Genomic DNA, 13,273 nt, shown 5'->3' with positions numbered 1-13,273 from the left:
GACCAGGTGAGGACAACCGACATGACCAGCAGCACCCCGACTGTTGACGTACCTTCCCCGGACGTGGCCGCGGCGGCCCTGCCGGGGAAGGACCGCGGCGACACTCCCGCCGAATACCACCTGGACACCACCGAAGTCACTCAGTTGGAGGAGGCCGCCGCACGGCTCCGGGATGCCCACGGGGCACCCGGCCTGCCGGACTTCTACGACCACGCCCACACGGCCGAGGAGCTTCTCCCCGCCGGTCTGCGCAGATTCCTCCTCTCCTACCGCAGGACCGAGAGGTCCGCGGCATGCCTGGTGCACGGCTTCCCGGTGGACGACGCGCTGATCGGACCCACACCCGACCACTGGCGCCACGCCATCCGCTCCGACGCGGCCCGGTCCCAGGAGCTGTGGTTGGCGATGTGCGGCATGGCGCTGGGCGACCCGTTCGGCTGGGAGACCCTCCAGGAAGGGCGCATCATCCAGAACATCCTGCCGATCCGGGGCGACGAGCTGCGGCAGAGCGGCTACGGCAGCGAGAGCCTGCTGGAGTTCCACACCGAGGACGGCTTCCACCCCAACCGCTGTGACTACCTCCTGCTCTTCGGGCTGCGCAACCCCGACCTGGTGCCGACCATCGTCGCCTCCGTCCGTGACGTCCGGCTGAGCGACCACGACCGCGCGGTACTCGCCGAGGCCCGCTTTCGGATCATGCCGGACACCGAGCACATACGGCAGCTGGAGGCCCTGGACCCCGCACATCCCGCGCTGGAGAAGCTGTACGGGATGATCGACAGCGCCGTTCCGACCGCCGTTCTGTCGGGCGACCGGTTCAAGCCCTACCTGCGCATCGACCGGCCGTTCATGGATGTCGCACCGGGGGACACCGAGGCCGAGGGCGCGCTCGACCGGCTGATGGCCGAGCTGCACCGGGTACAGCGGGACGTCGCTGTGGGCCCCGGCTCGCTGCTCATCGTGGACAACTACCGGGCCGTGCATGGCCGCCGGTCGTTCAAGGCCCGGTACGACGGCACCGACCGCTGGCTGAAAAAGCTCACCGTCAGCCGCAACCTGCGCCGCAACTTCAGCGGATACGTACTCGGCAACCACCGCGTCATCGTCTGAGCCGGTCGGGCGGAAGGAGCAGGAGAGGCATCATGCGCACAGTCATCGTGTCCGGCGCGTCCAGCGGTATCGGACTCGCCACCGCTGAGCGGTTCGCCCGCTCGGGCGACCACGTGGTCAATCTCGACATCCAGGCACTCACCGGGGACGCGGCGGACGGCCCTCGCGAGGGGGGAGGCGAGATCCGGACGGTCATGCTCGACATCGCCGACTGGACCGCCGTGGGTGAGGCCGTCGATCGGGTGCACGCCGAGCGCGGCCGCATCGACGTCGTCATCGCCAATGCGGGCATCAGCGTCCGGCATTCCATCCTCGACCTCACCGAGGCGGATGCCCGGCGCACCCTGGATGTCAATCTGATGGGTGTCCTGGCCCTGTGGCGGCACGCCGTTCCGCACATGCTGCGGGAGGGACGCGGGGTGCTCCTGGCGACGGCGTCCGTCAACGGGTCGCGCGGCTACCCCCTCTACGCGGACTACAACGCCAGCAAGGCGGGTGTCGCCTCGCTGTGCCAGACCTTCGCCGTGGAGCTGAGCCCGCTGATCAGGACGGCGTGTGTCGCCCCCGGCGCCGTACTGACACCCATGCAGCGCGCCGAGTACACCGACGCGATGCTCGACGAGGTCAACGAACGCATCCCGGCCCGGCGGCACGCCCTGCCCGAGGAGATCGCGGACGTGTTCCATTTCCTGGCCTCGCCGCAGGCGTCCTTCATCTCCGGTCAGCAGTTCACCGTGGACGGCGCGGAGACGGCCGGTGCCACCACAGCGTTCTTCCCCGGCCCCATCGAGCCGATGCGCTGACCCGGACGGCGGCGCCCGGCCGCCGTCCGCATCGCGCTCTCCACTGTCGCCCGCCCGTAACCGAGTCCGAGGAAACCGCCCCATGGACACCCGCCCCGCGCTCGAACAGGGCCCGCTCGACGCCGTCGATCTGGCCGATCCGCTCCTGCACGCCCACCACGACCTGGGGCCGTTGTGGCGCCGCCTGCGGGACGAGGCGCCGGTGCACTGGCAGCCCGAGAGCGACAGCCGCCCGGGGTTCTGGGTGATCAGTGGTCACGCGGACGTCGTCTCGGTGCTCAGCGACAGCGGGAGCTTCACCTCGGAGCGGGGAAACGTGCTGGACACCCTGCTCGCCGGCCGTGACTCGGCGGCCGGGAGGATGCTCGCCGTCACGGACGGGCAGCCGCACAAGGCGCTGCGCAGCGCCCTGCTGAAGCCGTTCTCGCCGCGATCCCTCGACGTGGTGGTCGAGAGCGTGCGGCGGGGTACCCGGCGGCTGGTCGAGGAGGCGGTGGAGCGGGGCGAGGTGGACTTCGCCGCCGACGTGGCCGCGCACATCCCGCTCGCAGCCATCTGCGACCTGCTCGGCGTGCCGCCCACCGACCGGCAGCACATCATCGAGCTCACCTCCTCCGCCCTGTCCACCGAGGACGGGCTCCCCGACGAGGAGGCCACCTGGGCGTCGCGCAACGGACTGCTGCTCTACTTCTCGGAGCTTGCCGCCGCCCGGCACGACAAACCGTACGACGATGTTGTCAGCCTGCTGGTGACCAAGGAGATCGACGGGCGGCCCCTCACGCACGAGGAGATCGTCTTCAACTGCTACAGCATCATCATGGGCGGTCACGAGACGACCCGCTTCTCGATGGTCGGCGGGCTCCAGGCACTGATGGAGCGGCCCGGCCAGTGGCGGGCCCTCAAGTCCGGTGAGGTGACGGTGGACTCGGCGGTCGAGGAGGTACTGCGCTGGACGAGCCCGGCCCTGCACAGCGGGCGGACCGCGACCCAGGACCTCTTCCTCGGCGACCAGTTCGTCGAGGAGGGCGACATCGTCACCACCTGGTTGGCCTCCGCCAACCGCGACGGCCGGGTCTTCGCCGACCCTGAGGAGTTCGACCTGGCGCGGACCCCCAACAAGCACCTGACGTTCGCCTACGGGCCCCACTTCTGCCTCGGTGCCTTCCTGGCCCGCGCCGAGCTGGCGGCCCTCCTGGAGAGCCTGTGCGACCTGGTCGCGGAGGCTCGCCCGACAGGCCCGCCGACCTACGTGTACTCGAACTTCCTGAGCGGTCTCTCGTCCCAGCCGGTGAGCCTCACCGGAGAGCCGACAGGGAGTCGAGCACCGCTGACATCGTCTGCCGGGGGTGGGTGCCCGGGAACGAGTGACCGCCGGGCAGCACCCGGGTCCGGTGCTCCGCCGGTGTGTACGCGGCCCACGGTCTGACCTGTGCCACCGGGACCACCGTGTCGTCCTCGCCGGCGAAGGTGAAGAGGGGGCAGCTCACGGCGACCGGGTGCGGAATGACGTAGTCCTCGGCGAGGGCCAGGTCGCCCCGGACGGCCGTCAGCAGTTCGCTCAGGAAGTCGGGGAAGGCCAGGAGTTCGCGCGGCAGCCCGCCGGTACTCAGCAGCCAGGCGATCAGCTCGTCGTCGGAGCCGGTCGAGATCGGCTCACGCATCAGGGGCAGATGCGGCGCGCGGGACGCCGAGGCCAGCAGGGCGCTGGGCGGACGCAGCCCCGCCCGCTCGATCCGCAGCGCCAGCTCGTACGCCACCACGGCGCCGAAGCTGTGGCCGAACAGGGCATAGGGCAAATCGAGTTCGGGCTCAAGGCCGTGGAGAAGGGCCTCGACCAGTGCGTCGAGATCGTCCGGTACGGGCTCGTCGATCCGCGAGCCGCGGCCCGGCAGCTCCACCGGCACCAGCTCCATGTGCTCGGGGACGTGAGGCCGCCAGGCACGGAAGGCGCCCGCGCCACTGCCCGCCCGCGGAAGGCATATCAGCCTCAGGCGCGGGTTCCCGACGGTGAACCGGGCGCTGACCCAGTCGACCGCCGACGTGCTGTCCGCTGTGCTCATGCCGGTCAGCCTCATCGCCGAGCCCGGTTCCGGCAAGGCAGGCGGGCGGCAACTTCGGCGGGGCGGCGGGTCCTCGGAGCGCTGTGCACGCCTCGACGGCCGGGCCGGGTCCACCTCCTGGGGTCATGACGACTGACGAGGCATCATGATTCCCTGGACGGACGGACGGACGGGTTGCCTGACAGGCTTCTAGTTGCCGCGCGCTTGCCGGGCCCGTTGCCTGGGCCCGGTCATCGGCAGGTCCTAGCGTCGACGGCATGACTCACACTCCTGCCGCGATCGGCACCGAGGCCATCGCTCCCGTGGTGATCGGTATGGTCCAGGTGGTCGCGCCTCGCAAGGTGGACCGGATCGATCTCGACCACCGGCTCGTCGGTGACCTCGGCTTCCACTCCTTGGTCCTCGCGGAGCTCGGATACAACCTCGAGGATCTCTTCACCCTCCAGGCGCTGAACCCTGAGGCCGCCATGAAGCTGGAGCGGGTCAGTGATGTGATCGAGCTGGTCAGCGCCGAGGTGGTTGCGGGCCGGGCGGAGCTGCCCGACGCGGAAGCCTTGGACGGCATGTTCAGCCGCTACGGCGTCGACAGCCCCCTGGTATGAGCGGCCCCGCAGGCGAGCGCCCGGCCCACGCGCTGGTCGCCGATCTGGAGCGGACGCTCGGTGACCCGGCCGCCGAGAGCGGCCCCTTCAGCTTTGCCGAGATCGTGGCGCACGAGGAGAATGACAGTCTTCCACCAGGGGCGGTGGAGCTGCTCAGATCGTGGGGATTCTCCGGATACCTGGTGCCCGAGGACTTCGGCGGCCGGCTCCGGAACCTCGAAGACCTCTTCCTGCTCACGCGTACGCTCGCGCGCCGCAATCTGACGCTCGCGGTGATGTTCGGCTCCGCGCTCCTCGGGGTCAACTCGGTCTGGCTGTGGGGGAACGACGAGCAGCGCGCACGGGTCGCGGGTGCCCTCCTGGACGGGGAACTCGCCTGCTTCGCAGTCTCCGAACCGGACCACGGCAGCGATCTCGGCACCAACGAGACCATGGCCGAGTCCGACGGTGACGATTTCCTCCTGACCGGAGAGAAGTGGCCCGTCGGCAACGCGACCCGGGGCCGCTTCGTCACCGTCTACGCCGCGGTCGACGGTTCGCGGTCCTCCCTGCTGCTCCTTGACAAGGAGCAGATGGAGAAGGGCAGTTGGACCAACCACCCGTTCGTGAGGACGGTCGGGCTGCGCGGTCACGACCTCAGCGGGATCACCTTCGACCGCACCAGGGTGCCCGCCGACGCACTCCTCGGGCGCGCCGGTGCCGGACTGGTCGGGATCCTTCAGGTGCTCCAGATCACCCGGACGGCGATCGGAGCATTGTCCATCGGCACCATGGACTCGGTGTTGCGGATCGCTCTGCGTCACGCGCGTGAGCGAGTGCTCTACGGACAGGAGATCTACCAGCTTCCGGTCATCCGGCGGCATTTGGTCCATGCCCATGTGGACCTGCTGATCGCGGAGTGCACGGCGCTGCCGGTGGCGCGTTCGCTCTCCATCGTGCCGTCCCGGCTCAGCCTGTGGTCGTCGGTGGTCAAATACCTCGTCCCGACCCTTGGCGAGGAGGTGGTGCAGGAGGCGGCCAGGGTTCTCGGAGCCCGGAGCTATCTGCGGGAAGGTGTGGCTTCCGGCGCGTTCCAGAAGCTCCAGCGCGACCATGCGATAGCGAGCATCTTCGAGGGGACCACGCACGTCAACCTCCACAGCATCGCCGCACAGCTTCCTGCGGTGGCGCGAGTGGCCGACCGTCCCGCCGTCGGCGGGGAGGAGGTCCTGCGGCAGCTCTTCGACTGGTCCGAGGACGCCCCGCAGTGGCATCCGTCGGGCAGGGCGCTGCGGCTGACCAACGCCAGTGAGGACGAGATCACCCGGGGCTGGGGTTTGGCGGCCGCCGAGGCCCGCCGGATCGCGGAACGCGAACTCGTCGGGCCCGAGGGCGCCGCGCTCGTCAAGGTTCTCAGCGAGCTCTCCCGACGCCGGACCGACTTCTACGCGCGGATCGCCGCCGAGGCGCCCGACGCCGCCTCCACGCACGGGCAGGATCAGGCCACCGAGCACAGCGTCCACCACGCGGCTGCCTCCTGCCTCTATACCTGGCTCTACTCGTTCGAGCGGGAGCGCGCGGAGCCGGGCGGCAGCGGATGGCTGGTGCTGGCGCTTCAGCGCCTGCTGCGACGGCTCGACCACACGACCGAGCTGGAGGAGAGCTGCCTGCCGTGGCTGGAGGAGCTGATGCTGTCGAGCCTCGAAGGCCCGCGGCACTTCTCGCTCCAGACGGTCAGGTCAGCTGCCGGGCCGGCGCCGGCATGAGCGGGCCGCCGTCCCCGGTGGCGCGTCAGATGGCCCGGCGTCAGGCGCTGCCCGCGAGTACAGGCCGGTCGCGGGCCTGCTCGGCGGACCGTCCGAGGTCCGACGAGGCTTCCTCCTGTGTGACCCAATGGCGTACGAGTGCGTGGACCCCGTATCTGTACTGCTGCCCCCGATTGATCTGGACCAGTGAGACGTCGGCGAGTTCGGCCAGGAGGTGGGCGACGCGTGTGCTTCCGAAACCCCCGCCCGCCTGGGCCGGGATCGCGTCCAGGGAGAACGTGCTGGGCAGCGAGGACAGCTCACGGAGCAACTCGCGATGAGGGGCGGGCAGCAGTTCGTAGCTCCACCGCACGCTGTCCGACAGCGTGCGGTGCCGCGACAGGTCACCGGCGTCGACATGTGCGAGCAGGTGGAAGAGCGTCCCGTCGTGCAGGAGAGTGGTGAGAGGGAGCGATCTGAGTCCTCGCGCGGCCACTTCTATCGCGAGTGGCATGCCGTCGAGGAGTCGGCAGAGCTGCTGAACCAGCGGCAGGCGGTTGCCCAGGTCGAGCGTCGGCAGACTGGCCCGTACCCGGCGCAGGAACAGCTCCACCGCGCTCGGGAGTTCGGTGTCCGAGCCGTCCTGCCGGTCGCACGAAAGCGGCTCGACCTCCCAGGTCTCGGCCGCGCCGACGGCCAGGGCGCGACGCGAGGTCACAATGATCTGGAGCCCGGGATGCTCGTCCAGGAGTTGCCGCGCGATCCGCGCCGTATGCTGCGAGACATGCTCGGCGCTGTCCAGGACCAGGAGCCGCCGTCCGAGCCCGGCACCGCCCCGCGCACCGCCCTTGTTGCTGCTGGTCAGGCGCCGCACTACACGCGTCAACTCAGCTGCCGAGGCGGCGGGTTCCAGATGCTGGGGCGGGATGTCGTGCAGTTCGGCGACGGCCACTCCGCCCTGGAACAGCGGGCGCAGCCGGGACGCCGCTGCCAGGGCGATGCGGGTCTTGCCCACTCCGCCGGGTCCGGTGAGAACGATCAGCCGGCTGCGCTGCGCGGCGGAGAGGACGTGCCCCAGGTCGGCCTGGCGGCCCACCAACGCGTCGCCCAAGGGCCGGGGGCCCTGCCACGGCGGGAGTGCTGTCGGGTCGGATCGGAGGTCCGGGGACTGCCCGAGCGCCGGCCCGCGCCCGCTGTCCCAGGGCGCCGGCTCGGGGAACGCGGTGGCGGTGGCGCCGAGCGCGGTGAGCAGCAGGCTGACGGAGGTCCGGCGTGGATTGGTGTTGGAGCCGGTTTCCAGATTGCGGATGGTCCGGACACTGACGCCGGAGCGGTCGGAGAGCTCCTCCTGCGTCCAGCCGGACAGTCTACGTTGATTGACCAGGAAGTCGCGGAGCTGATGAATGTCTGTTCTGTCGAAAGAGTGGTGATCCTTCAGAGTCGGCATGTAAGCCCCCCGTGAATTATTAACAGTGCCAGTCGTGCGCATCCGCGCGATGCGAAAACCCGGTCGCCGCATTCTTTATGAGAGCGGTGGTGCCGATAGGCGAGCCGTGGCGTTTGTGGCGCCGTGAGGTTCGCGTGTGCGCTGACGAGCGGCTCAGTGAAACATCTCCTGCAATTACGGAGGACCCTACTCCAAGACCTCATCCGAGTGGGAGATGTGGAGGCGGCAGAAAATTCGGCTGAGCAGGACGGCTCGGGCCGCTCCGGCTTTGACCAGCTGTGACTCGTCGGCAATCGCACGGCCCACCGGTGTACATGCTGAAATCATCAGCATGTGCCTATTCGATCCTTGTGGAGCACGTGCATGGGGAGGCGTGGGTACGGCAAGGGCATGCTTGCTCGTATCGCCTGCGCAGCGCCCGTCCAACACGTCGTCCTTCCGGGCGCCCGGACAAGAAACGCCGCACTCTTCCGAGGTCGATGGTGGCTACCGCCCCCGAAGGGGCGCTGACCGAGTCGACGAACGCTCATGACGGCTTGAAAGTACCGCATCGATGTGCTCTCGGACGGGCGAGATTGGCTTGAAATGACATTGCCGCATGGTGAAGATCACCTGTTCCGCCGGGTTGCTTGTTTCTGATTGTCCCAATTTTTACCTGCTTTCGACGCCAAATCGTCCAGAAGATCGGACGATGCATAGCTGGCCGAAAGTGCCACTACGCACAGGAGGAGGCCGGAACATGCCGCCCAGCGGCCGGTGAACCCAGCTGGGCTGCCGGATGAAATGGGTGTTTCGGGCGTCGGGGGAACTGCGAGGAACGTGCCGTCGGGCCGCAGTCGAACAGTGAAGTCCCGAAAGCCGAAACGGGTTCCCGTCCACGGCGAGAGCGCCTTGTAGGAAGCCTCTTTGGCGCAGAAGAGCAGACGGTCCAGTGGCAGGCCGGCGGCCGAGGGAAAGTCCTGCCGGAGCCAGCTCGCTTCGACGTCCGAAACGATCCGCTCCGCCATAAAGGGGGAGAGGGGCTCCCGCGGTTCCGCGTCGATGCCCAGAGCCGCGAAGTCCTTGGTCAGCGCGACAGCGGCCGCGCGATAGTTCCGGCAATGGGTCATGCTCCCCACGACCCCCGCGGGCCAACCGGGCGCGCCCAGAGGGCCGGGCACCAAGGGCGCCGGGCCCACCCCAAGGGCGGTCAGGGCCGCACGGGCGCACCCCCGCACCGTGGTGAATTCCTTGCGCCGCTCGTCGAGCACCCCTTCCACCACTGCCTGCTCGGTGGCGAAGAGGGTGACGGCGCCGTCCGGGCCGTCGTCGTCGAATGCCTCCCGTGCTCGCACCTCGGTGGGCACCACCTCAGCGATCACGCCTCGCCTCCTCCTGCTGGACAACGGGTTACGCGGGCGTCGCGATTCTTCCGGTAGCGGTGCGCCGGTCCTGCCGTCGGGGGTTCGATCCGGTGGCGGGGCGGGCCGGATCCGCGCCGGGACCATCGAGGTGTACGACCGTGGCCCGGTCGATCGAGCGGCAATTCCCGCCCCGTGAGTTGCCGGTGCGCTGCCTGGCCCGGCCCGTTCTCCATCGACCAGCATGCATCGCAGGTCGGCGGCATACGCCCGGACGAGCGTGGAGACAAAGGACAGGGGACGACTAGCCATGGCGCAGGCGCGTCCCGAGGAGACCAGGCCGGCTTCGGTCAGCCCCCCGTCACTGTGGCGGGATCGCGACTACATGTACTGGTGGTCGGGCAACGGCCTGTCGACGCTGGGCACCAGCGTGTCGACGCTCGCCTTCCCGCTGCTGGTCCTCCACCTGACCGGATCCGCCGCCCAAGCCGGCGTCATCACCGTCCTGCACATGGTCGGCAAGCTGGCTACCCTCGCGGTGGGCGGGGCGCTGGCGGACCGGGTGTCCCGCCGCGCCATCCTGTGTCTCGCACCGCTGGTCCAGGCGGTGTCGATGGGCGTCGTCGCCCTGCTGGTGTACCGGGGCGCCCCCTCGATCACCGCGATCGGAGCGATGGCCCTGGTCAGTGGTCTGGCGGCCGGCCTGCGGGTCGCTGTTTCGATGCCGGTTCTCCGCAGGATCGTCCCGAAGGAGCAGATAGCGACCGCGACTGCCCAAGGGATGGGGCGCGACATGGTCGCCCAGCTGGTCGGCGCTCCGCTCGGTGGCCTCCTCTACGCGATGGGCCGCTGGATCCCGTTCCTCTTCGACGCGGTCTCCTTCCTCTTCGTCACCTTGGGCTCCCTGTTGATCCGCCGGCCCCTCGGCCCGGATCGGCACCAGGGCGACGGGCCCAGGTCCAGCCTGGCCAAGGACGTGGGCGACGGCCTGCGCATGATCAGGCGCAGCGACTACCTGGTGTTCACGCTCATCTGGGGCGCTGTACTCAACGCCGTCGCCGAGGGCTTCATCCTGCTCTTCGTGGTGCTGATACAGCACCGGGGAGGCGGGCCCACGGCGGTCGGTCTCGCCACCTCGCTCGCGGTCACCGGTGGTGTCATCGGAGCGGTCCTCGGTCCCTTGCTGATGGGCAAGCTGGGCGCACGGCGGGTCCTGATCATCTCCGCGTGGGTCTTCATGGCCTCCTTCGCCGTGGTTGTGTCTGTCTCCCAGCCGTGGCAGATCGGCCTGGTGGTGATGGTGGCCATGATCAGCATGGTGCCGATGAACGTCGTGACCGAGTCGTACGAGGTCCGGTTGGTCCCGGACCGGTACCAGGGCAGAGTCGCGGCGACCAGTCGCTTCTTCGTCCAAGGGGTCCAGTGGATCGGCCCGTTGGGAGCGGGCATCCTCGCCGACGCGGCGGGCGTGGAGAGGGCCATCCTGGTGCTGGCCGCAGCCATGGCCCTGCTGGCTGTCACCCTGCACGCGGCGCGGCGGTATCTCAGGGTGCTCGACATCCCGCTGGCCGACGTGGAGGAACTACTCCCGCCGGGCGTCCCGCCCCCCGGTGAGGAGAGCGGGCCGACGGCCCCTCCGGAGAAAGACATCCCCACTCCGGCGACCGGTACCAAGACGCTTGGAGAGGCCCAGCAGCGGTGACGGGCCTCGGCCCGCCGACCGGAACATATGCCCGCCGACCGGAACGTATGAAGGAAACCATGGAAGATCTTGTTCAGCCCATATCGCTGACGGACGCCGCCGAAAGCCTGCGGACGGGTGCTGTCGAGCCGCAGAAGTACGCGGCGAGAACCATCGAGCGCATCGCGGAAGTGGACGGTACCGTCCAGTCCTTCGTGGCGGAGCCCGGCCGGGCGGACCGGTTGGCCCACGCGGCCCAGGAAGCCGGCCGGCGCGGGACGGAGCCGGGAGACCTGCCTCCGATGCACGGCGTTCCGGTCGGGATCAAGGACATCATCCACGTCGAGGGGCTGCCCACCGCTGCGGGTTCGGCACTGCCGCCCGAGGCCATGGCAGGAAGGCAGGCCACCGTCGTGGACCGGCTGCTCGATGCCGGGGCGATCATCGCGGGAAAGACGGTGACGGGCGAGTTCGCCGTCACGGCGCCGGGGCCCACCCGTAATCCGCACCGCCCGGAGCACACCCCGGGCGGAACGAGCAGCGGCTCCGCCGCGGCCGTCGCCGCGGGTCTGGTGCCCCTCGCCATCGGTACCCAGACCATCGGGTCGCTCATCCGCCCCGCCGCGTACTGCGGAGTGGTCGGCTTCAAGCCCAGCCACGGACGCATTCCGCTGGACGGTGTTCTCCCCGTCGCCCCGACCTTCGACACCGTCGGCATGATCACCGCTCGGGTCGCCGACGTCGCGCTGGCCGCGAGCTGTCTGTGCGACGACTGGAGGTCCGACCGTGCGGCCCCCGGCCGGCCGGTGCTCGGCATCCCGGAGGGTCCGTACATGGACTTCGCCGAGCCGGAGGCCCGTAGCGCTTTCGACGAGCAGGTGGCCGCGTTGCGCACGGCCGGCTACGACGTGGTGAGCGTCCCCATGTTCGAGAACTTCGAGGAAGAGGTCTTCGACTTCTTCGTGATCAACCTCTACGAGCTGTCCCAGGCGCACGCCGACCGGTTCGCACGCTACGAGGAGCTCTACGACGAGCGCACCGCCGAGGCCATCCGCCAGGGCCAGGGCGCCCAGGCGTCCGACCACGCCGACTCGCTGGCGCGACGCGACGCGTTCCGTGACCGGCTGGCCGCCTCCACGGCCGAGCACGGCGTCGACCTGTGGATCACCCCTGCCGCCACCGGACCGGCTCCGCTCGGCCTGGAGAGCGCCGGAGACTCGGTGATGTCCCTGCCGTGGAGCGGCGTCGGCCTCCCGTGCCTCACCATCCCCACCGCCCGTCCCACGGGCGCCCTCCCGCTCGGCTTCCAGTGCGTCGGCCGTGCCGGTGAGGACGAGTCCCTGCTGCACTGGGGCCTCGGCCTCGAAGCTGTACTCACCGCCGGGGGGACCGATACCCGTGATAATTGAAGGACGACCAGTGGAGACTCCGACGGAAATGGGCATCGTCGCGACCGGTACCGCTTTCGGCACTCCACGTGATGTGGCGGGAACCGCGCACGAGTACCTTCCCGATCCCGAGGCCGTCACCAAACTGGGCTACGAGAGCTATCACCGGGTGGCCGACGGGGTGACCGCGGTCGACCTGGCGGCTGAAGCGTGCCGCGTCGCCCTGAAGAACGCCGGCCTCGGCATCGCGGACGTGGACCTGATCGTCCTCGGCCACTCCGACATCCCTCAGTACCTGGGATGGGACCCCTCGGCGGCGGTGGCCAGGGCGCTCGACGCCCAGGGCACCCCGACCGTGCTGTTCACCCAGTCCTGCGCCGCGTGGTCGTTGGCCCTCGACCACGCGGCCGGTGCGATGGCGCTCTCGCCCGACACGGGCACCGTACTGGTGGCCATGGTCAACGTGGTCAGCGAGACGCACACCAACCGGATGGATTTCAACGGCACCATCGCCAGTGACGGAGCCGCCGCCGCTGTCCTGCGCCGGGGGCATCCACGCCTCCGCCGTCTCTCCTCCGCCAGCTTCACCAACCCTGAGTTCGCGGATCTGTTCCGTATCGACATCGGTGGTTCCGCCCACCCCGTACCGCCCCCGGGTCGTACCCACCGCGACCTGGACCCGATGATCGCGGTCTACGAGCACTTCGGCGCGGACCCCGAGCGGTTCGGGCAGTTCATCGGGGAGGTCGTCGGACGGTTCACCGACGTGGTCGATCAGGCTCTGGCGCGGGCCGGCCGGGACCGGAGCGAACTGGCCCGGCTCGTCTACTTCAACGACAGCCAACGGGCTATCCACGGTGCCGCCGACGCGATCGGCATCCACGTCGCCCGCACCAACGCCGAACTCGCCCGCCGACTCGGCCACATGGGCGCTGCCGATCAACTGGTCTCCCTTCACCTGCACGCTGAGGCCGGAGAGCTGGCGCCGGGGGACCTCGTCGCCCTCGCGGGTGTCGCCTCCCCCGGCATGCACTGGTTCTGCACGCTCCTCGAGGTGTGAGACCGGAACATCTAGACAAGGCTGTGCTCCCCATGTCACGACCCCAGGATGGGAAACA

10 protein-coding genes and 1 pseudogene are annotated in these 13,273 nt (G+C 69.5%); 8 read left to right on the top strand and 3 right to left on the bottom strand.

Annotation, left to right across the window (positions count from 1 at the left end; genetic code table 11):
• The first annotated feature begins 21 nt into the window (after window positions 1-21).
• From gntD to ACQP09_RS08850, 3 genes are all read left to right on the top strand, one after another.
• Window positions 22-1,110, top strand: coding sequence for a guanitoxin biosynthesis L-enduracididine beta-hydroxylase GntD (gene gntD, locus ACQP09_RS08860; RefSeq protein ID WP_433397364.1), 1,089 nt, complete (start codon window positions 22-24; stop codon window positions 1,108-1,110).
• A gap of 32 nt (window positions 1,111-1,142) precedes the next feature.
• A complete protein-coding gene (locus ACQP09_RS08855; RefSeq protein ID WP_433397362.1) occupies window positions 1,143-1,913 on the top strand; it encodes an SDR family NAD(P)-dependent oxidoreductase in 771 nt (256 codons plus the stop codon).
• An 82-nt stretch (window positions 1,914-1,995) separates the two neighbouring features.
• Window positions 1,996-3,339, top strand: coding sequence for a cytochrome P450 (locus tag ACQP09_RS08850; protein WP_433397360.1), 1,344 nt, complete (start codon window positions 1,996-1,998; stop codon window positions 3,337-3,339).
• Here the strand turns inward: ACQP09_RS08850 and ACQP09_RS08845 are convergent.
• A pseudogene (locus ACQP09_RS08845) lies at window positions 3,296-3,973 on the bottom strand (thioesterase II family protein); the annotation flags it as partial. The gene ACQP09_RS08850 and the pseudogene ACQP09_RS08845 overlap by 44 nt on opposite strands.
• A gap of 257 nt (window positions 3,974-4,230) precedes the next feature.
• Here ACQP09_RS08845 and ACQP09_RS08840 point away from each other — a divergent pair.
• Complete coding sequence (locus tag ACQP09_RS08840; protein ID WP_433397358.1) at window positions 4,231-4,575, top strand: acyl carrier protein; 345 nt, start codon at window positions 4,231-4,233, stop codon at window positions 4,573-4,575.
• Window positions 4,572-6,320, top strand: a complete 1,749-nt coding sequence (locus ACQP09_RS08835) for an acyl-CoA dehydrogenase family protein (RefSeq protein ID WP_433397356.1) — start codon at window positions 4,572-4,574, stop codon at window positions 6,318-6,320. The genes ACQP09_RS08840 and ACQP09_RS08835 overlap by 4 nt, the downstream gene beginning before the upstream one ends.
• A 40-nt stretch (window positions 6,321-6,360) precedes the next feature.
• On the opposite strand, the gene ACQP09_RS08830 is transcribed toward ACQP09_RS08835, so the two are convergent.
• Window positions 6,361-7,746: a helix-turn-helix domain-containing protein gene (locus ACQP09_RS08830; protein WP_433397354.1), complete on the bottom strand. Its 1,386-nt coding sequence runs from the start codon at window positions 7,744-7,746 to the stop codon at window positions 6,361-6,363.
• A gap of 608 nt (window positions 7,747-8,354) precedes the next feature.
• Window positions 8,355-9,107, bottom strand: coding sequence for a 4'-phosphopantetheinyl transferase family protein (locus tag ACQP09_RS08825; RefSeq protein WP_433397352.1), 753 nt, complete (start codon window positions 9,105-9,107; stop codon window positions 8,355-8,357).
• A 289-nt stretch (window positions 9,108-9,396) separates the two neighbouring features.
• Here ACQP09_RS08825 and ACQP09_RS08820 point away from each other — a divergent pair, with 289 nt between their 5' ends.
• The 3 genes from ACQP09_RS08820 to ACQP09_RS08810 are packed head-to-tail and all read left to right on the top strand — an operon-like array spanning window position 9,397 to window position 13,215.
• The gene (locus ACQP09_RS08820) at window positions 9,397-10,788 is read left to right on the top strand and encodes an MFS transporter (protein WP_433397350.1); all 1,392 of its coding nucleotides are present in this window, start codon (window positions 9,397-9,399) and stop codon (window positions 10,786-10,788) included.
• A gap of 59 nt (window positions 10,789-10,847) precedes the next feature.
• Complete coding sequence (locus ACQP09_RS08815) at window positions 10,848-12,176, top strand: amidase (RefSeq protein WP_433397348.1); 1,329 nt, start codon at window positions 10,848-10,850, stop codon at window positions 12,174-12,176.
• A 10-nt stretch (window positions 12,177-12,186) separates the two neighbouring features.
• The gene (locus ACQP09_RS08810) at window positions 12,187-13,215 is read left to right on the top strand and encodes a 3-oxoacyl-ACP synthase III family protein (protein ID WP_433397347.1); all 1,029 of its coding nucleotides are present in this window, start codon (window positions 12,187-12,189) and stop codon (window positions 13,213-13,215) included.
• The last annotated feature ends 58 nt before the right edge of the window (window positions 13,216-13,273 follow it).

This window comes from Streptomyces sp. CA-146814, assembly GCF_050942385.1.
Classification (GTDB): Bacteria; Actinomycetota; Actinomycetes; order Streptomycetales; family Streptomycetaceae; genus Streptomyces.
The sequence above is the reverse complement of the archived record's forward strand: the minus strand, read 5'-3'. Positions and strand labels throughout refer to the sequence as shown.